At 64.4% G+C, this 16,790-nt stretch carries 17 protein-coding genes; 9 read left to right on the top strand and 8 right to left on the bottom strand.

What is annotated here, in order from left to right:
* Nucleotides 1-15: 15 nt before the first annotated feature.
* The 4 genes from nfsA to IE125_RS04750 all read right to left on the bottom strand — a co-directional run bounded on the left by nfsA (nucleotide 16) and on the right by IE125_RS04750 (nucleotide 3,439).
* The gene (gene nfsA / locus IE125_RS04765; RefSeq protein WP_189443494.1) at nucleotides 16-738 is read right to left on the bottom strand and encodes an oxygen-insensitive NADPH nitroreductase; all 723 of its coding nucleotides are present in this window, start codon (nucleotides 736-738) and stop codon (nucleotides 16-18) included.
* An 80-nt stretch (nucleotides 739-818) separates the two neighbouring features.
* Nucleotides 819-1,376, bottom strand: a complete 558-nt coding sequence (locus IE125_RS04760; protein ID WP_189443493.1) for a DUF924 family protein — start codon at nucleotides 1,374-1,376, stop codon at nucleotides 819-821.
* 103 nt (nucleotides 1,377-1,479) lie between these two features.
* Nucleotides 1,480-2,136 carry a glutaredoxin 2 gene (gene grxB, locus IE125_RS04755; RefSeq protein WP_189443492.1) on the bottom strand — a complete coding sequence of 219 codons (657 nt, stop codon included), beginning with the start codon at nucleotides 2,134-2,136 and terminating at the stop codon, nucleotides 1,480-1,482.
* 91 nt (nucleotides 2,137-2,227) lie between these two features.
* Nucleotides 2,228-3,439 carry an MFS transporter gene (locus tag IE125_RS04750; protein ID WP_189443491.1) on the bottom strand — a complete coding sequence of 404 codons (1,212 nt, stop codon included), beginning with the start codon at nucleotides 3,437-3,439 and terminating at the stop codon, nucleotides 2,228-2,230.
* A 153-nt stretch (nucleotides 3,440-3,592) separates the two neighbouring features.
* Here IE125_RS04750 and IE125_RS04745 point away from each other — a divergent pair, with 153 nt between their 5' ends.
* Complete coding sequence (locus IE125_RS04745) at nucleotides 3,593-3,982, top strand: RcnB family protein (RefSeq protein WP_189443490.1); 390 nt, start codon at nucleotides 3,593-3,595, stop codon at nucleotides 3,980-3,982.
* A gap of 141 nt (nucleotides 3,983-4,123) precedes the next feature.
* Nucleotides 4,124-4,522: an RcnB family protein gene (locus tag IE125_RS04740; RefSeq protein ID WP_189443489.1), complete on the top strand. Its 399-nt coding sequence runs from the start codon at nucleotides 4,124-4,126 to the stop codon at nucleotides 4,520-4,522.
* Between the two features lie 144 nt (nucleotides 4,523-4,666).
* Here IE125_RS04740 and IE125_RS04735 read toward each other — a convergent pair whose 3' ends face one another.
* The 3 genes from IE125_RS04735 to IE125_RS04725 all read right to left on the bottom strand — a co-directional run bounded on the left by IE125_RS04735 (nucleotide 4,667) and on the right by IE125_RS04725 (nucleotide 6,737).
* Nucleotides 4,667-5,095: an organic hydroperoxide resistance protein gene (locus tag IE125_RS04735; protein WP_189443488.1), complete on the bottom strand. Its 429-nt coding sequence runs from the start codon at nucleotides 5,093-5,095 to the stop codon at nucleotides 4,667-4,669.
* Nucleotides 5,096-5,269: 174 nt separating this feature from the next.
* Nucleotides 5,270-5,713 (bottom strand): MarR family winged helix-turn-helix transcriptional regulator, encoded by a 444-nt coding sequence (locus tag IE125_RS04730; protein WP_189443487.1) that lies wholly within the window; start codon nucleotides 5,711-5,713, stop codon nucleotides 5,270-5,272.
* Nucleotides 5,714-5,783: 70 nt separating this feature from the next.
* Nucleotides 5,784-6,737 (bottom strand): LysR family transcriptional regulator, encoded by a 954-nt coding sequence (locus tag IE125_RS04725; RefSeq protein ID WP_189443800.1) that lies wholly within the window; start codon nucleotides 6,735-6,737, stop codon nucleotides 5,784-5,786.
* A gap of 148 nt (nucleotides 6,738-6,885) precedes the next feature.
* Between IE125_RS04725 and IE125_RS04720 the strand changes: the two genes are divergently transcribed.
* A complete protein-coding gene (locus IE125_RS04720; protein WP_189443486.1) occupies nucleotides 6,886-7,944 on the top strand; it encodes an SDR family oxidoreductase in 1,059 nt (352 codons plus the stop codon).
* 79 nt (nucleotides 7,945-8,023) lie between these two features.
* Here the strand turns inward: IE125_RS04720 and IE125_RS04715 are convergent, their stop codons facing one another.
* A complete protein-coding gene (locus IE125_RS04715; RefSeq protein ID WP_189443485.1) occupies nucleotides 8,024-8,863 on the bottom strand; it encodes an inositol monophosphatase family protein in 840 nt (279 codons plus the stop codon).
* An 834-nt stretch (nucleotides 8,864-9,697) separates the two neighbouring features.
* Here IE125_RS04715 and IE125_RS04710 point away from each other — a divergent pair.
* The 6 genes from IE125_RS04710 to IE125_RS04685 all read left to right on the top strand — a co-directional run bounded on the left by IE125_RS04710 (nucleotide 9,698) and on the right by IE125_RS04685 (nucleotide 16,767).
* Nucleotides 9,698-10,240, top strand: a complete 543-nt coding sequence (locus IE125_RS04710; protein WP_189443484.1) for a Csu type fimbrial protein — start codon at nucleotides 9,698-9,700, stop codon at nucleotides 10,238-10,240.
* Nucleotides 10,241-10,293: 53 nt separating this feature from the next.
* Entirely contained in the window at nucleotides 10,294-10,794 is a 501-nt protein-coding gene (locus tag IE125_RS04705) for a Csu type fimbrial protein (RefSeq protein WP_189443483.1), read from the top strand.
* A 7-nt stretch (nucleotides 10,795-10,801) separates the two neighbouring features.
* Entirely contained in the window at nucleotides 10,802-11,590 is a 789-nt protein-coding gene (locus tag IE125_RS04700; RefSeq protein ID WP_189443482.1) for a fimbrial biogenesis chaperone, read from the top strand.
* Between the two features lie 11 nt (nucleotides 11,591-11,601).
* The gene (locus IE125_RS04695; RefSeq protein WP_189443481.1) at nucleotides 11,602-14,070 is read left to right on the top strand and encodes a fimbria/pilus outer membrane usher protein; all 2,469 of its coding nucleotides are present in this window, start codon (nucleotides 11,602-11,604) and stop codon (nucleotides 14,068-14,070) included.
* Nucleotides 14,067-15,083: a Csu type fimbrial protein gene (locus tag IE125_RS04690; RefSeq protein ID WP_189443480.1), complete on the top strand. Its 1,017-nt coding sequence runs from the start codon at nucleotides 14,067-14,069 to the stop codon at nucleotides 15,081-15,083. Before IE125_RS04695 ends, IE125_RS04690 begins: the two co-directional genes overlap by 4 nt.
* A gap of 250 nt (nucleotides 15,084-15,333) precedes the next feature.
* On the top strand, nucleotides 15,334-16,767 hold the full coding sequence (locus tag IE125_RS04685) for a cytochrome ubiquinol oxidase subunit I (RefSeq protein ID WP_189443479.1): 1,434 nt from the start codon (nucleotides 15,334-15,336) through the stop codon (nucleotides 16,765-16,767).
* Nucleotides 16,768-16,790 lie beyond the last annotated feature (23 nt).

The following is a 16,790-nucleotide window of genomic DNA, read 5'->3' as shown; positions in this document are numbered from 1 at the left end:
GGAATCATCGCTTTCTCAGCGTGTGGCCCAGCCCTGGCTATGCAGATACTCCAGCATGAACGGCCGCGACTCCTTCACGATCAGCCGCTGTATCAGTTCGCTCCAGGTTTCCACGCGCTGGTTGCTGCCGCGGCTCTGGTAGTAGGCGCGCATCTCGTCGTCGTAGGCGGCAAGCGCGTCACGGTCCAGCGGCTGGTAGCGGTTCTTGTGGACCAGCATCGAGAGCGGCAGACGCGGCTTGAGATCGGGTTCGGCATCCGGCCAGCCGATGCAGAAACCGAACAGCGGCAGCACGAATTTCGGCAGGTCGAGCAGCTCGGTCACGGCGGCGATATTGTTGCGCAGCCCGCCGATGAATACGCCGCCGAGTCCCAGCGACTCCGCCGCGACCATGGCGTTCTGCGCCATCATCGCCGTGTCGACCGAACCGAGCAGCAACTGCTCGGCCAGCCCCAGTTCGGCTTCCGGGCAGATCTCGAGATGACGATTGAAGTCGGCGCAGAAAACCCAGAACTCCGCTGCCTGGGCGACCCATTTCTGACCGCCGGTGAGTTCGACGAGCGTGTCGCGCATGGCGGCATCGGTGACGCGCACGATGGACGAGCATTGGAGAAAGCTCGAGGTCGAGGCCGACTGGGCCGCCGTGAGAATCGACTCGCGCTGTACATCGCTGACAGGCTGTTCGGTGAAGGCGCGGATCGAGCGGTGACTCTTGAGCAGATCGATCGTGGGGGTCATGGGTTGACTCCTGAGGAATTCGAGAGGCGCATGATCGCGCGTTTGACGGCGGAAAAGAAAGTTCGCCTGCTCAAGAATCGCTAGAACGACGAGCCCGGCTGCGTCAGGAATGCGGACTCCTCGGGCGTCGAGCGGCGCCCGAGAATGGCGTTGCGATGTGGATAGCGCCCGAAGCGCTCGATGATGTCCCGGTGGCGCTGCTCGAAGCGAAGCTGCTCCTCCATGCCCGGCTGGTCGAACAGCCGTACGGCCTCGCCGTGAATCAGCAGCGACTCGCTGTGCATGAACGGCATGTAGAGGAAAATGCGCTGCGACACCGGCAGGGCCATGTCGTGACCGCCATCGATCGCTGCCTGCGCGAGACCCAGTGCCAGTGGGTCCTGGGCGAAGGCCTGCGGTTTGTCGCGGTGGATGTTGCGCGAAAACTGGTCGAGCACGATCACCTCGGCCAGCCGGCCCTGCGCGGACCGGCGCCATGTCCACATCTCGCCGCTGGCGGCTGCTGCCAGCGTGGCGCCGAAGCGCTCGGCGATGGTGCGATCGAGCGCGGCGTCCTTGGCGAACCACTGCTTCGGCGTGAGTTCATCGAACCAGAAATCGAGGACGGGCTGATGATCGATACATTCGGGGGCAGGCATGGCGTGGTGGGCTCTCCATTCGGGGTGGCCGCATGTCGTTGGCGTTTCGCGCTGTCGGGTGACGCTGGCGGCACAGCATAGCGCGGCCCGACAGCGGGAAGCATCAGCTCGGTTCGATCGACTGGTCGTGTAGCGGCACGCGTGAGAGCTGTGCCATCGCCTTACGGTAGGCGTCGACGTTGGCGGGATACTTGACGCCTTCGACCAGCGAGAGGTGCCGTAGCACCGGATAGAGCGAGATGTCATCCAGCGAGAGCACCTGGTTGACGGCTTCGGGCGATTGGATCAGCGGCTCGAGTTCGTTGAGCCAGCGCTCCAATTCCACGAGCAGCGGCGCAGTCTGTTCCTGCAGCGACTCGAGATCACCCACCATCTTCGTCATGTGAGCGCGGAACTGGCTGGCAGCTTCCGGTGTTGCCAGCTCGCCCAGCGGGGCCTCCACGACGCGCGGCGCGAACAGCTTGAAAATGGTGGGGCTCGCCGCCTTGACCCAACGCTCGATCTCCGGATTCTGCGGGCCTTCCATCACTTTGACGCCTTCGGCCTGGTCGTCGATGCCGCGCACGATCTGCTGCGTATCCGACAGCGTGCCGCCGTCGTCGAACTCGAGAATCGGCGCATCCTTCTGGCCGACCAGGCGAGTCGGCGTCTCGACGTCATCGAACAGCATCGTCTGCACGTCTATCGGCACGTCGCGCAGGCCGAATATCATCCTGGCGCGAGCGCAAAAAGGGCAGTGATCGTAGATATAGAGGCGCATCTTCCTTTCTCCCTGGATAACGGTTTTCCGACTGTCTCTACCTGACTCAGCGTAGAAAAGCGGGCGCGAATTCGCAGAGAGAAATGGCAGCCTAACCGGCAACCTCCGCCACCATGGCTTTCTGACGCCGACGAATTTGCTTTGCAAAGCCGAAAGCGACCGGCAGCACGCCGACGGCGGCCAGCGCCAGGGTCGGTGTCGTGCCGTAGAAGCCGATGATGGCGCCGCCGATACCCGTGCCTACCGACTGGCCGGTGAAAAAGGCGGTGGCGAAGAGCGAGACGGCGGCGCCGCGACGTTCGGGGGCCATCTGCGTGGCGGTCGTCTGCAAGGTGTTGTGCAGCATGTAGAAACCGAGCCCGAACAGATAGCAGCCGATGACGGCCACCAGCGGGGTCGGCCGCAGCGCGATGGCGGCAATCGCGATCGCGATCAACACGCCGCCGATTCGGCACAGCCCGGCCTCGCCAAGCCGGGGTACCAGTCGCCTCGCCAGCAGTGCGAAGCTGAGCCCGCCGAGTGCGAAGACGGCGAGAATCATGCCGGCTTCGGCCAGCGGCAGATGGCCGACCACGTGCAGATGACTGGCGACGAAGGCGAAACCGCAGAACACGACGGCGCCCTCGCAGAAGACGGCCATCAGTACCACGCGTGGCCACGGTTGGCTCAGCACGGCGCGCAGACTGACGGTCAGTGACTCGTCTCGGCGGCCCTTGGGGCGCTCGTGACGAGCGGCGCGAAGCCACAGCAGGCCGCTCGCCAAGGCAAACAGCAGCGTGTAGGCGAGAAACGGCCACTGCCACCAGCTCTGTTCCGCTGCCAGACCACCGAAGGTCTGGCCGCAGGCGAGCCCGCAGATCTGCCCGATCAGAAATCGCGCCAACACGGCTTGACGCTGCTCGTAGGGTACGTTGTCGCCGATCCACGCCATCGCCAGCGGAATGACCGCGGCACAGCCGACGCCGGCCAGCATGCGCGCCGCGATCAGCGTGGCGAGGCTGCCGGATAGGGCACAGAGCAAGCTTGCGACCGCGGCCAGCAGAGAAAACAGCGCAATCACTCGGAGCTTGCCGTAGCGGTCGCCGCTCGGGCCCAGCACCAGCTGCAGGCAGCCGTAGACGATGGCGAATGCCGTGATTGCCCATGACGCTGCCGCGAGCGAGGTGGTGTACACCTCGGCGACCTTGGGCAGCATCGGGTCGAGGATGCGCTGTGTAGCGGCAGCACAGAAGGCCGTGAGCGCCAGCAGCACGATGGTAGGCCATGGCGTGGAAGGCGTCGTCTCGTTAGCGGCGATTGTCACGGGTGGCGGTCCGTCGAGAGAGAAGGAGATTGGATGGGCGATATTAGCATGCTAAACGGAGACACCACTTTCACAATTAGTGAACACTGTTTTCCAATTTTTGGTTCATGCTGTGTCTCATCGCCAATCAGGGCTGACCGTCAGGAGGTCGACATGAAAACACGCACATTGATTGCATCTTTGATCGTCGCGACGCTGGGCACTGCCGGCGTCGCTCAGGCCAACCCCGGTCAGGGAGGCCCCGGCAACGGCCAGGGACCGCAGCACCAGCAAGGCCAAGGCGGCCCTCAGGGTCATGGCAATGGCCATGACCCAAGACAGGAACAGGGCGGGCCCGGTAACGGCCGCGGCGGACCGCCCAACTGGCATGAAGGCGACCATGTGCCCGATCGCTATCGTGACGACGGCCATTGGGTGCAGAACTGGCGCGGTCATGATCTGCCGGAGCCGCCGCATGGTCATCGCTGGCTCGAGATCGACGGTGACTATGTTCTCGCCGCCGTCGCGACCGGTGTGATCACCTCGATCATTCTCGGCCACTAGCCACCGGAGCACGAGGCTGATTCGACGCCTCGTCCTATTTATCGTTGTCGCCCGGTCGATGATCGGGCGTCGCCGCGCTTCATCGACACGCATCCTCTCATTTCCTCGTCGCACGCCAGTGCGGCGGGCAAGGAGATCGACATGAAAACGCAGCGCTGGATCTTTCCGCTTCTGATGGCATCTTTGGGACTGTCCGGAGTCGCCCAGGCCAACCCGGGCCATGGCAACGGACACGGTAATGGACATCATGGCGGTGGACCGCCGGGCCACCAGGGCCATGGTGGCGGTCACCATCATCAGGCGCATCATGGTGATGATCACCGGGGACATGGTGGACGTGATTTCGATCATCACGGCTGGCACGAAGGTGGCCATCTCTCCCGGCACTACTATCACGATGACCGCTACTGGGTGCGCGACTGGCACGATCGCCACCTGCCACGGCCGCCGCAGGGCCATCGCTGGTTGCACATCAACGGAGACTACGTGCTTGCCGCCGTCGCCAGCGGCGTCATCACTGCCATCATCCTGGGGCATTGAGCGTGGCGATCCCCGTTCCCCGGACACTGATCGGGAGCGGTGTTGGCGTCGCAGATCGCCCAGTCGGAACGCCACCAGGGCGAGCGGGCACAAAGAAAGGACCTGCCATCGATGATGGCAGGTCCTTTTTCGATATCGTGAAGATTACACCTCGACGTTGAGCGTCACGTCGATATTGCCGCGCGTGGCATTGGAGTACGGGCAGACCTGGTGCGCTTTCTCGACCAGCGCTTCGGCTTCCGTGCGATCCAAGCCAGGCAGGCTGACGGTCAACGTGGCTTCGATACCGAATGCGCTGCCGACGGGGCCGATTCCCACTTCGCCAGTGATGGCGGTGTCAGCCGGCAGCTTGGCTTTCTCTTGCGAGGCGACGAGTTTCAGTGCGCCCAGAAAGCAGGCGGAGTAGCCCGCGGCGAAAAGCTGTTCAGGGTTGGTGCCGTCACCGCCGGCGCCGCCAAGTTCCTTGGGCGTGGACAGTTTGACGTCCAGCGCCTTGTCGTCGGACGTTGCACGGCCGTCGCGGCCGCCGGTGACATTGGCTTGGGCACGATAAAGGACTTTTTCCAGAGACATCGACTTTCTCCTGATTTTGATCGCTAGCGATTGAGTCGTGCGCGATCTTTATGGTCGAACGCAGTTGCGGCTGCGTCCACGGGGCAAGCATGATTTCAGTTCAGCGACGCCATTCGGGCGGGCCAGCTTATTGTCGGCTGGCGCTGACGCCGCGTTTGATGCCGAGATTCTGTCCTACGAAGAACCGAGTTCACGGCGCAGCTTGTGCAACTGGTCGCGCAGCGATGCCATCTCCGCCGGCGAGCAGTGGCTGGCACAGGTCACGGCCTCCGGGATCGACGCCGCTTTATCGTGAAGCGCACGGCCGCGCTCGGTCAGTTCGACATCGACCCGGCGCTCGTCCTCGCGGGAGCGCCGACGGCTCAGTAGCTCGGCCTTCTCGAGTCGCTTGAGCAGCGGCGTCAGCGTGGCGGAATCGAGGAATAGCTGCTCGCCGATTTCGGAGACGCTCCGGTGGTCCGACTCCCACAGCACCAGCATGACCAGATACTGGGGGTAGGTCAGGCCGAGCTCGCCCAGCAAGCCGCGATAGAGCTTGTTCATCGCCAGCTGCGCCGAGTAGAGCGCGAAGCAGAGTTGAGAGTCGAGCGACAGAGCGTTCTCTTCGTGATTCGTCATGAGCGGCCGTCGGGTGGCTAAGTAAATCGTAATTTATGTCGTGCACGATTTAATCGCTAATTAACTATGACTATTGGGACGATCGCTGCCAGCGGTCCCAAGGCGGCTGGGGCTGCAGCTCATCGAAGAGGTAGTCCATGAAGGCACGCACCTTGCGTGCACTCATGCGGCGCTCGGTGGTGAGCACGTGGATATCGCGGCGCTTCGGCACGACCTCCGCTTGCCACGCTGGTAGCAGTGGTACCAGTGCACCGGTCGCGAGCGACTCCGCGACCAACCAGGTCGGAAAGAGGATCAGGCCTTGGCCGAGTAGTGCGGCGCGCAGGAGGCTTTCCGCGTCGTTGCTGTAAAGACTGCCGCTGACTTCGTACGGCGTCGCCGCACTCGCACGCGAGGCATCGCCCGCCGGCAGGGGCTGGAAGTACCAGCGTTGGCGCCCCATTTCGCCCTGATAGATCAAGCAGTCGTGCTGATCCAGCGCCTCCGGGCTGTCCGGTGCTCCGCGACGTTCGAGATAGGCGGGCGCAGCGGCGACGACGTAGTTCATCGGTGCCAGGCGGCGAGCGACCAGCGAGGAGTCGGTGAGCTCGCCGACGCGGAAAGTGATGTCATTCCCCTCTCTGACCGGGTCGATGACGCGGTCGTCGAGCTGCAGTTCGACCTGAACGCTGGTGTGTCGCTGCTGGAACCTGTGTAACAGCGGCACGATCTGATGTTGGCCGAAGGCGACCGGCGCGTTGATACGAAGCACGCCGCTGGGTTCGGCACCGGGATGCGCCAGTGCCTCGGTGGCAAGGTCGAGCCGTTCGAGGATCTCGCGAACTTCATCGTAGTAGCGCCATCCCGCTTCCGTCAGCGTAACCGCCCGCGTGTGGCGATAAAGCAATGGCTGACCGATGGCGTCCTCGAGACCGCGAATCTGACGCGAGACCGATGAGACGGCGCGATGGAAGTGATGCGCGGCAGCGGTGAAGCTACCCGTAGCGGCGACTCGCTCGAAAACACGCAAGGCATTGAGGTCCAGGTGGCTGATCGTCATCGAGTTGCGCCTCATGCAATAAAGATTTGCGAACTTTGTGATTGTAGCAATAGTGAGGCGTGTCCAGACTGCATTCATCGCTTCGGCGCGACCGAAGCCAATTCGCAATGACGTACTTGTCACGGAGGCAATCATGCAAAAGGGCACTGCACTGGTCGTTGGCGCGACCGGCATCACCGGCGGCAATTTGGCCGCTTACCTGGTCGCGAGCGGCTGGACGGTTTACGGACTGTCGCGCCGGGCGACCGAACAGAGCGGCGTCATTCCGGTTGCCGCCGATCTGCTGGATGCCGAACAGACGAAGCAGGCGCTTGCCGAGCTGCCGATCAGTCACGTCTTCTACTGCACCTGGATTCGTCGCGACAATGAGAAGGCGAATGTCGAGGCCAACAGCCAGATGATGCGCAACCTGTTCGCCGGGCTTGAATCGGCGCCGCTAAAGCACGCCTCTCTGGTCACCGGCACCAAGCAGTATCTCGGTTCGTTCGAGGCTTATGGTAGCGGCCGCATCGAAACGCCGTTCCGTGAGTCCGAGCCGCGCGTGCCGGGTGACAACTTCTATTACGCGCTCGAAGACGTGCTGTTCGAGTCGGCCGAACGGCAGGGCTTCAGCTGGAACGTGCATCGCCCGCATACCGTGATCGGCTATGCTCGCGGCAACGCCATGAACATGGGCACGACGATCGCCGTCTACGCCTCGATCTGCAAGGCGACCGGCCAGCCGTTCGTCTTCCCTGGATCGACCACGCAGTGGAACGTGCTCACCGACATGACCGACGCGCTGGTGCTGGCTCGCCAGATGGAGTGGGCCGCGACCACGCCGGGCGCGGCCAATCAGGCCTTCAACACGGTCAATGGCGATGTCTTCCGCTGGCGCCGCATGTGGCGCGAGATTGGCGAGTATTTTGGGCTACAGGTAGCCGACTGCCCGAAGACGCCGCAGCCGCTGGACGAGCAGATGGCGGGCGCCGAGTCGACTTGGCGCGAGATCGCCGAGAAGCACGGTCTGGTCGAGCCGGACGTCGGCAAGCTCGCCTCATGGTGGCATACCGATGCCGACCTCGGTCGCGATCAGGAGTGCGTCAACGACACCACCAAGTCGCGTGACTTCGGCTTCGACCACTTCCGCGAGACGCGCGGCGCCTTCTTCGATCTGTTCGATCGCCTGCGTGCCGAGAAGATCATTCCCTGATCGGCTCGGGCGGTCCGATGGCCAATAGCAGAAAAACCGGCGCCCTGGGGGCGCCGGTTTTTGTCGTTCTGATCCGAGGTCAGACCAGAAAGGCGAACTTCTCGCGCAGCGCTTCCCAATGCGCTCGCGAGCTGGCGGCAAGCACCGTGCCCTGATGAATCGTCGGGTTGTAGGGGGTGCCGTCGAGCAGCGCCGAATAGCCGCCTGCCTCCCGGTGGATCATCAGCCCGGCGGCGTGATCCCACGGCATCAGCTTGCCGGTGAGCATGAAGTCGACGAAGCCGAACGCCATGGTGCGGTACTCATGGCAGGCGCAGCCGAACGACATCATGCGCTGGAAATCGGGGAAGGTGGCGGCGAGTTGATACTGCTGCGGCTTGGGGAAGAGCCGGATCGAGGTCGAGCCGACCATCTGGCCGAGATCGGTCGTGTCCGAGACCTGCAGGCGCCGTTCGGTGCCGTCTGGACGACCGAACCAGGCCCCCTCGCCGTGACGAGCCGCGATCCAGTCGTCCGCCAGCGGGTCGTAGAGCAGGCCGGCGATCGTCTCGCCGAAGCTCGTCACCGCTAGAATCACGCCGAACTGGTTGAGGCCGCGGGCAAAGTTCCAGGTGCCGTCGACCGGATCGATGATGAAGGCCAGCTCGGCACCGGCGATGGTCTCCAGTCGAGCACTACCGTCCGCCACGGCCTCTTCGCCGATGATCGCGGCTTCCGGCCAACGCTCGCGGATTGCCGCCGTCATCAGGCGTTCGGCGCCCTGGTCGGCGTCCGTGACCAGGTCGTCCGGCGCGCTCTTCGAGCGAATCGCGTCTTCCGAGAGATTACGAAAGCGCGGCAGGATTTCGGTCTTCGCGGCGTCGCGGACGATCTCGATCAGCTCGTTCTGCTCGGCGGGCGTTAGGGCTCTGGCAGGCATGAGGCGCTCCTTCGGGAATGAAACTCGAGGATAACCGAATTGACGAGCCCTCGCGTTGCTGCCCGAAGACGCGGCCCGGCGAGACGCTTCGCCCGCCGAAAGATGTTCCATGATGCCCCGATCATGATGAACCGGCGCCCTTGGCTTTCGGGGAATCTCATTCACCCGAAGATTCTTTGAGGTTCAGTTTATTTAGGATGTCTAATTTGAATGAGCCTGCCGTTAGAGAGCCATTTTAATCATTGAATTAGCGTATTTATTATGTCTGGTTTGGACAATTAGTGATTTATAAGAATTTCCTGAATTTATTTTATCGGTGACGTTATTTTAAAACTTGATAACACTCGGTGTCGCGGTGGTATGCTACTTTTCCATGAAGCGTTTCATGTTTTCCAGCAGGCGCCTCGTGGTCTCGAGAAAGCATTTTTTGCTCTCTCGAGAAGCGCCTCTCGACGCGCGGTACCGGCATTCTTGAACGTTTGCGAGGCGTGTTCGACCGCGGGTAATGACAGTGGCGACGTTACGGAAAAGACCAGGGCGGACGGCCGGGTAGATAGCTCTGCGGTAACGATCAATAACGAGACGATAACCCTTGGTTAAATACGGGCTATAAAGAGGTTGTTGGGGCGCTTTCACCCGCCGATGAGTGTGCGGCTTGAATGGAGCCGCCGGGTATATCCGTCAATAGCGACAGAGCGCGCTTGTCGGCAAGGATGGCCAAAGGTCGGGATTCCATCCAGATATCGGGGGTCAACTCGAGTGTCGGGGTTCAACTCGAGTCACGGGGTTCAACTGGTTCAACTGGTTCAACTGGTTCAACTACAGGAGTCGAACATGTCCTTACGTCATGGCGGCTACGCCGCAACTCTCCTTGCCAGTCTGGCAGGCCTGACTTCCACGTCGGCGCTCGCTCAGGATCTGACCGGGACGATCGATGTCTCTCTCGAGCTGACCGAGGCTTGCAGCGTCAATGGCTCGACCGAGACCACCGGTCTGGATTTCGGGGCGCTCGACTTCGGCACGCAGACCACGCTGTTCGAGCAGGTCGACAGCGAGGTGCAGAGCGGCGGTGGCTCGATCGAAGTGCTCTGCTCGCCCGGGACCGAGCCGGCAGTCGCCGTGACCGGTGGGGCCAACGACGCCGAGAGCGGATCGGCCACCCATGCGATGACCAACGGCACCAGCTTCGTGCCGTATTCGCTCTATACCGATGCCGGTCGTACCACCGAACTGGGCTTGAACAACCCGACCGCGCTGGCCGGCGAGCCGGATGGCGTCAACCCGCAGACGCTCGATCTCTACGGCCGCGCTTTTGGCCAGGAAGGGCTGACGCCCGGCACTTACAGCGACACGCTGAACGTCGTGCTGACGTTTTGAACGGGCGGGCCGGCTGCCGCGCCGCGACGCCGTGGTCTATCGGTGCGGGCATCATGGCGGCGTGGCTGGGCGCCGACGAACTGGCGTTCGCCGAGACGCAGCGCAGCTTCCAGGTCTCGGCGACGGTGAGCGAGGGTTGCCTGGTCAGCGAGACGGGCGAGACCAGCGGCAACGTGGGAGAGTTTGGCACGCTCGATTTCGGCACGGCGTCTTCGCTCTCCAGCGATGTGCTGACCAGCGCGGTGGTGCAGGCCGGCGCGGTGTCGCTCGAGTGCACGCCCGGCATCGAACTGACGATGCGCATCGATGGCGGGCTCAACGCCGCGAGTGGTTCTCGTCAGGTGAGCCGTGTCGACGGCGATCAGGCGCTGGCCTACGCGCTCTATGCGGATGCCGGTCTGCAGCAGTCGATCGGCATCGACGAGGCGGTCGCCTTTCAGCTCGATCCCAGTTCGTCGTCGATCTCGCTGCCGGTCTACGGTCGGCTCGCGCTGCCCGGTAACGCGTACGCCGGCACGTACACGGATCGTCTGACGGTGACGCTGGCATGGTGATGATGACATGAGGCTGAACGGCGCGTTCTGGCAGGGCAAGACGTTGAGCGTCGGGTGGGCAGCGCTGGCAGCGCTGTGGCTGGCGGTCTCGATGAGCGGCACGGCGCACGCCGCCACGCTGCTGCTCTGGCCGGTGCATCCGGTATTCGCCCCCGGAGAATCCGCGGCCGCGCTGTGGGTCGAGAACCGCGGCGATGCCGCCACCTGGCTGCAGGTGCGCGTCTTCGCCTGGCAACAGGCGAACGGCGAAAACCACTACCGCGAGCAGCAGGACGTGATCAGCAGCCCGCCGATGATGCAGGTCGGCCCCGGCGAGCGGCATCTGGTGAGGTTGATGCGGCAGACGCCCGCCGCGCCGGGCACCGAAACCGCGTGGCGCGTCATTCTTGATGAGGTGCCGCAGCGCAGCGACGCGCGCACCGGCGGGCCCACGCGAGCCGGCATCAATCTCCAGATGCGCTACTCGCTGCCGCTGTTCGGCTATGGCGAGGGGCTCGAACCGGTACCGCCGGAGCCGAGCGGTGAAGTCCGCGCAAAACTCGCCTGGCGCGTGATTCAGGAGGGCGGCAAGACGTACCTGGAAGTCGCCAACCGCGGCGACGTGCACGCGCGGCTGACCGATGTCTCGGCCGTGGGGGCTGGCGGCACGATCGAGGTCGCCGACGGGCTGCTCGGTTACGTGCTGCCCCACTCACGCCAGCGCTGGCCGCTGCCGGCGGCGTCGGTCGATTCGCTGACCGCGCGGGTCAACGGACGGGCGCCGGCGCTCGTCGCTCGGGCGACCGATGCTCCCTGAGCGGGTACCGAGTGATCACGGCGCATACGGCTTTCTGGCTTCGTTCTGGCGTCACGCTGTCGATTGCGGCATGCGCGGCCGGCGTCACGCCGCTGGCCGCGCAGTCGCTGCCGCCGCCGCCGGATGCCGCCGCCGTCACCGGCCAGCGCTCGGCGCAGCTCTATCTCGAATTGATCGTCAACCAGCGCACCACGGGCCGGGTGATTGCCGTGCGCCAGCAGGGTGAGGCGCTATGGGTGCGGCGGGATTCGCTTTCGGAGATCGCGCTGCCGACCGCGGTCACCGACGCCGCCGAGATCGACCTGGCCGCGCTGGCAGAGGCGCAGACGCGCTACGACGCGGTCCATCAGCGCCTCTATCTCGACGTGCCGAGCGCCTGGCTGCCGCCGCAGATGCTCGATGCCCGGCGCGATACCGAGGCGCCCCGCGCGGTCAGCACGCCCGGGGCGCTGATCAACTACGACCTCTACACCAGTCATGCCGAACGGGGCACCAGCTATACCTCGCTGTGGCACGAGCTCAGGGCCTTCGGCATCGGCGGCAGTTTCAGCACCACCGGACGCGTCCGCTACCGGCTCGACGGTGGCCCCGGCGCGGAGGAGAACGATGGCTACGTGCGCTACGACACCACCTGGCGCCATTTCGATCAGGCGGCGCTGCGAACCTGGGAGTTCGGCGACGTGATCACGCGGCCGTTGAGCTGGACGCGCGCGGTGCGGCTCGGAGGCGTTCAGCTGTCGCGCAACTTCGCCATTCGGCCTGACCTGATCACCTATCCGCTGCCGCAGTTCGCCGGCAGCACCCAGGTGCCGACGACGGTCGATCTCCTCGTCGACGGCACGCGCGTGGATCGTCGCGATATCGCGCCGGGGCCTTATACCTTTGCCGATATTCCGATTCTGACCGGCGCCGGCGAGGCGACGCTGGTGACGCGAGATGCCTCCGGCCAGCAGGTGGTGACCACGCTGCCGTTCTACGTCACCAACGAGCTGCTCAAATCGGGGCTATCGAGCTATAGCGTTGGGGCTGGCGCACTGCGCGAGGATTACGCCCAGCGCAATTTTGCCTACGGCGCCGCCGCTGGCGATCTCTCCTGGCGCTACGGCGTCAGCGACTGGCTGACACTCGGCACCCACGCCGAAGCGGCCGAGGATCTGTGGCTCGGCGGTCTCGGCGCGACCACCCGGCTCTGGCGGCTCGGGGTTCTCGAACTGGCCGCGCAGCGCAGCCATTATCAGGCGTGGCGCGGCAGTGCGTGGAGCAGTGGCTACGAGTATCGCGCGGCCGCCTACAGCTTCGGCGTTCGCTGGGAGGAGCGCGGAGCCGGATTCGTCGATCTCTCGCGGCTGTCGCTGGCGGATTTCGACAGTGGCATGAACGACGGGGCCGAGCGCCGGGCCCAGGTGACCGCCAGCGCCTCGCTGGGCGAGATGGGCAGCGTCGCCGCGGGTTACTTCGACATCCAGGGAGACGATTACGACTCGCGGCTGCTCAACCTCTCCTGGCAGCGTTCGCTCTGGACCGGGGTGCAGCTGGCGCTCACGGCCAGCCGCGAGCCGGGCGAAGATTGGGCCGGACTGGCGCAGCTCACGTTCTCGCTGCCGGGCGTCGGCGGCGTGGCCTCCATCGGCAGCTACCGCGAGGCGACCGGCGAGACCAGTCAGCAGTTGCGCTATGCCCGCGCCGCGCCACTGGTCGGCGGCTGGGGCTGGGACGTCGGGCTGGAGCGTGGCGATGGCAGCGGCAACGACGATCTCGGCAGTCAGGCGGAGGTGGAGTATCGCCACCGCGTGGTCACCGCCAGCGCCGGTTATTACCAGTATGACGACGATACGCTCTATTACGGCGATTTCGCGGGTTCGGTCGCGCTGATGGACAACCATCTCTTCGCGGCCAACGAGGTGCGCGATGCCTTCGTCGTGGTGTCGACGGATGGGCAGGGCGACATTCCCGTGCAGTACGAGAATCAGCGCGTCGGCGTCACCGACGATGACGGCTATCTGCTGGTGCCCTGGGGCAGCGCCTGGTATCCCGGCAAGTACGCGATCAACACGCTGTCACTGCCGCCGACCATTGCCACATCGCGGGTCGAGCAGCATGTCTCGGTGACCTCCGGCAGTGGCTATCTGCTCGATTTCCCGCTCGAGCGGCATGTCGCCACCAACGCCAAGCTGGTCGGCCTCGACGGTGAGGCGCTCCCGGTGGGCACGGCGGTCGTGCTGCCCGATGGCAACACGACCGTGGTCGGCTGGGATGGCATGGCCTATTTCGACACATTGACGGGGGAGACGACGGTCGAGGCGCGATTGCCGCAGAGCGGACGCTGCGCAGCGACCATTCCGGTAGATCTCGAAGCCGAGACGATTCTCCAGGCGGGGCCGGTCGTCTGTCGGCCGCTGACGACCGGCGAGAGACGACCGGCGCAGCGCGTCGACCGCGGCTGGTTCGACCAGCTGCCGCAACGGCAGGTGACGCCATGACGACCCGGTCACGCTCTGGCTGGCGCCTGGCAACACGCGCCCTGGCGCTGCTGGCGGGTTTCGCGGCTTGCCTGCTGCTGTCTCGCCCCGGCTGGGCCTGCTCGGTCGTGACCGCCAACCCGAGCGCCAGCTTCGGTTCGGTCACCTCGCTCGTGGTCGGCACGACCCAGCAGCAGACTCAGGCGCTGCCCAGCGCCGGGCTGCGCTGCCCCGGCAGCACGCTGGGGCTCATCGTGACCGGCGACCGCGTCAACGCCACGGTCTCCAGCGCCAACGGCGCGGGCCTTCGCAACAGTGCCGGCGACACCATCGGCTACACGATCTTCGCCGATGCCGCGGGGCAGGCGCAGATCACGCCGGGTACCGCCTACAACTACTACAACAGCTATATTCTCGGCCTGCTCGGGTTGCTTGGCGGCCAGGCCGCGAACCTGCCGATGTACTTCCGCACCCAGCCGGGCAGCGCGGGCAACGTCTCCGCCGGGACCTACACCGACACGCTGACAGTCTCCTGGAACTGGAGCATCTGCACGGGAATCGGTGTGGCCGGCGTCTGCCTGGGGCGCAATTCCGGCACGGCCACCACGGTCATCTCGCTGTCATTGACGATCTCGCCGGACTGCGCGATCGACGCGCCGAGTCTGGATTTCGGCTCCGCGCCGCTGGTGAGCGGGTTCGATGCGGTGACGCAGACGATCTCGATCCGCTGCACCAAAGGATCGAGCTATACCGTCGGTATCAATGATGGGCTCAACGCCTCGGGCACCCAACGACGCATGGCGGCGGGGGGTAACTTCCTTGCTTACGAGATCTATCAGGGCGCCAGCTCGCAGACGCGCTGGGGCAGCAGCGGCAGCGCGCGGCGAAGCTCAGCCACCGCTGACCTTCAACCCGGCAACACCGACGGCGTCAGCTGGCAGGGATTCACCTATCGTGCCGAAATTCTGCCTGCGCAGGCGACCCCGCCACCGGCGACCTATACCGACACGCTAGTCGTCGATGTCGCATTCTGAGCCCTAAATAGCCAGCTGAAACAATGTTCTGTGGAGAAATCGCCAGCCAGTGCGACAACCTGCCACTGACGATATGTCGCAGGGTAAACCCCCGCTTTGTCGTTGTGCCGCGACGCCCATCGGCGGATCATTACCGTCCTAACTTTACCGATGCGTCGCCGGTTCCTGGCGTGAACCAGACGCAGATTTCCGGCAAGCAGGACCTGGCTGGCTAGTCTCGGCGGTGATCCCGCCGGATGAGGAGGACGCAGTGAACGCGGCAGACCTTTCCACACTGATCTCGCGAATTGACTTCGCCTGGATCACCACCTTTCACATCATCTATCCGCCGCTGACGATCGGGCTGGCGATGCTACTGTTCTTCGCCGAGTGGCGCTGGGTGCGCAGCAACGACGAAGGCTGGTACCGCCTCTGCCGCTTCTTCGAGCGACTGTTCATCGTCAACTTCGGCGCCGGCGTTGCCACCGGTGTGACCATGGAGATGGCCTTCGGCATTCTTTATGGGCCGTTCTCCCAGGCCGCGGGGCCGTTCTTCGGCCAGGTGTTGGGCTACGAGACGATCACCGCCTTCATGTATGAAGCCGGTTTCATCGGCCTCATGATCTTCGGCTGGGGGCGCATCAGCAAACGCATGCACCTCTTTGCCACCGCCAACGTCGCGATCTCCTCGACGCTCTCGGCAATGTGGATCCTGTGCGCCAACTCCTGGATGCAGTCGCCGACCGGGGTCGAACTGCGCGACGGCGTTTTCCACGTGGTCGACTGGGGTGAGGCGATCCTCAATCCGCACTTCCTGACGGCCTTCCCGCACATGCTGATCGCCGCCGTCGAGCTGTCGATCTGCTTCGTGGCTGCCGTCTCTGCGTGGTTCCTGCTCAAGCGCCGTCACGTGGCGCTGTTCCAGCGCGCGCTGAAGTACTCGATTCTCTCGCTGGTGTTCGTGGCCGCCCTACAGGTTTGGGTCGGTGACGAACTCGGTCAGACCGTGGCCGAAACCCAGCCGGCGGCGCTGGCGGCAATGGAAGGTCACTACGAAACCAACAACCCGGACGGCTCGGTCAACACGAGCTGGAACGTGGTCGGCTGGCCCAACGCCGAGAACGACGGCATGGCCTGGTCGATCGCCATTCCGCACGTGCTGAGCATGCTCGAGACACATACCCTGAACGGGGCGGTGCAGGGGCTCAACGAGTTCCCGCAGAACGAGCGCCCGCCGGTGGCGCCGACCTTCTACTCGTTCCGCGTGATGGTGGCAATCGGCGGCGTGCTGCTGCTGCTGGCGCTGTGGGGCGCCTGGCTGGCCGCTCGCGGTCGTCTTTCCGTCGAGCGCGTCACCGAGAATAAGTGGTTCCTCAAGGCGGTCGTGATCGCCGGCGTGCTGCCCTATCTGGGCGTCTGGACCGGCTGGTGGACGCGTGAAATCGCCCGTCAGCCGTGGGTCGTCTATGGCCTGATGCGCACCGAGGACGGGGTCAGCCACATGTCGCCGGAACTCGCGATCTTCTGGTTCGTCGGCTTCGCGATCTTCGAGATCGGCGTCACGTTCGGCACGATCTACTTCCTAGCCAAGATCTGCCGCCACGGCCCCGACATGAACTCGCCGGTCGCGTTCGATCCGCACGACAACGATGGCATGGCGCCTGCCGCCAAGGCTGACACCACCGCCAACGCCCAGACCGCCTGAGTCATCGGACAGATTCGAGGAAT

This window comes from Salinicola rhizosphaerae, assembly GCF_014652715.1.
GTDB lineage: Bacteria > Pseudomonadota > Gammaproteobacteria > Pseudomonadales > Halomonadaceae > Salinicola > Salinicola rhizosphaerae.
The sequence above is the reverse complement of the archived record's forward strand: the minus strand, read 5'-3'. Positions and strand labels throughout refer to the sequence as shown.

Excerpts from the sequence above, each read along its gene's own strand:
- IE125_RS04760 (WP_189443493.1), bottom strand. The coding sequence starts at position 1,376 with ATGCCTGCCCCCGAATGTATCGATCATCAGCCCGTCCTCGATTTCTGG.
- IE125_RS04735 (WP_189443488.1), bottom strand. The coding sequence starts at position 5,095 with ATGTCTCTGGAAAAAGTCCTTTATCGTGCCCAAGCCAATGTCACCGGC.
- IE125_RS04705 (WP_189443483.1), top strand. The coding sequence starts at position 10,294 with ATGGCGGCGTGGCTGGGCGCCGACGAACTGGCGTTCGCCGAGACGCAG.
- IE125_RS04720 (WP_189443486.1), top strand. The coding sequence starts at position 6,886 with ATGCAAAAGGGCACTGCACTGGTCGTTGGCGCGACCGGCATCACCGGC.
- IE125_RS04710 (WP_189443484.1), top strand. The coding sequence starts at position 9,698 with ATGTCCTTACGTCATGGCGGCTACGCCGCAACTCTCCTTGCCAGTCTG.
- IE125_RS04715 (WP_189443485.1), bottom strand. The coding sequence starts at position 8,863 with ATGCCTGCCAGAGCCCTAACGCCCGCCGAGCAGAACGAGCTGATCGAG.
- IE125_RS04740 (WP_189443489.1), top strand. The coding sequence starts at position 4,124 with ATGAAAACGCAGCGCTGGATCTTTCCGCTTCTGATGGCATCTTTGGGA.
- IE125_RS04745 (WP_189443490.1), top strand. The coding sequence starts at position 3,593 with ATGAAAACACGCACATTGATTGCATCTTTGATCGTCGCGACGCTGGGC.
- grxB (WP_189443492.1), bottom strand. The coding sequence starts at position 2,136 with ATGCGCCTCTATATCTACGATCACTGCCCTTTTTGCGCTCGCGCCAGG.
- nfsA (WP_189443494.1), bottom strand. The coding sequence starts at position 738 with ATGACCCCCACGATCGATCTGCTCAAGAGTCACCGCTCGATCCGCGCC.
- IE125_RS04700 (WP_189443482.1), top strand. The coding sequence starts at position 10,802 with ATGAGGCTGAACGGCGCGTTCTGGCAGGGCAAGACGTTGAGCGTCGGG.
- IE125_RS04690 (WP_189443480.1), top strand. The coding sequence starts at position 14,067 with ATGACGACCCGGTCACGCTCTGGCTGGCGCCTGGCAACACGCGCCCTG.
- IE125_RS04730 (WP_189443487.1), bottom strand. The coding sequence starts at position 5,713 with ATGACGAATCACGAAGAGAACGCTCTGTCGCTCGACTCTCAACTCTGC.